Source organism: Leptolyngbya sp. CCNP1308, from assembly GCF_034932455.1.
Lineage (GTDB): Bacteria > Cyanobacteriota > Cyanobacteriia > Phormidesmidales > Phormidesmidaceae > Nodosilinea.
The window spans coordinates 1-683 of sequence record NZ_JAYGIH010000101.1 but is presented as its reverse complement, the minus strand read 5'-3'; the positions used below and the strand labels follow the sequence as shown (position 1 = coordinate 683).

Here is a 683-nt window from a genome sequence, read left to right as displayed (position 1 = left end):
TGCCCGCCCTACCCTGTCGGCGTTAGAGCTGGCCAAAACCCTCGATCAGCATCGCATTAGCTGTCTGGTGATTACCGAAACCGGGCAGCCCGGTGCCCCGCCCATGGGCATCGTCACCGAGCGCGATCTTCTGCGACTGCACGATAGTCAATCACTGCTGGCCAACTGGACGGCGGCTGAGATGATGCAGTCGCCGGTACTGCGAATTCACCCCCAGGCATCGCTGTGGCAGGCCCATCAGCAGATGCAGGCCCATGAGGTGCGACGGTTGGCGGTGGTCAATGCCCAAGATCAGCTGGTAGGGCTGCTCACCCCCACCAGCCTGCTTCAGGAAGTCGATTTGGCCGAAACTCAGGTCACCATTGATACCCTGCAACACATTGTGACCGATCGTACCCTCGGCCTGGCCCAGGCCAATCAAACCCTGCAAAAGCAAGTGGACGAACGCCGCCGCGCGAAGGCGGCCCTGCAAGATCAAATTGACCGCGAACGACTGGTTAACCGCATAGCCCAGCACATTCGCCAATCGCTCAATTTAGACGACATTCTGCAAACTACCGTCACCGAAGCCCAGCAATTTTTAAAGGCAGAACAGGCGTTTATCTACCAGTTTGAGCAAACCACCGTTGGGCATATTGCGGTAGAGTGCACCCTTGAACGCTGCACTCAGCTGCAGGGGCAGG

Annotated in this window: 1 protein-coding gene; it reads left to right on the top strand. The window is 58.3% G+C overall.

Translation table 11 applies throughout. From position 1 onward, the window contains the following. On the top strand, positions 1-683 hold a 683-nt coding region (locus VB780_RS25640), incomplete at both ends, for a CBS domain-containing protein (RefSeq protein WP_323354027.1).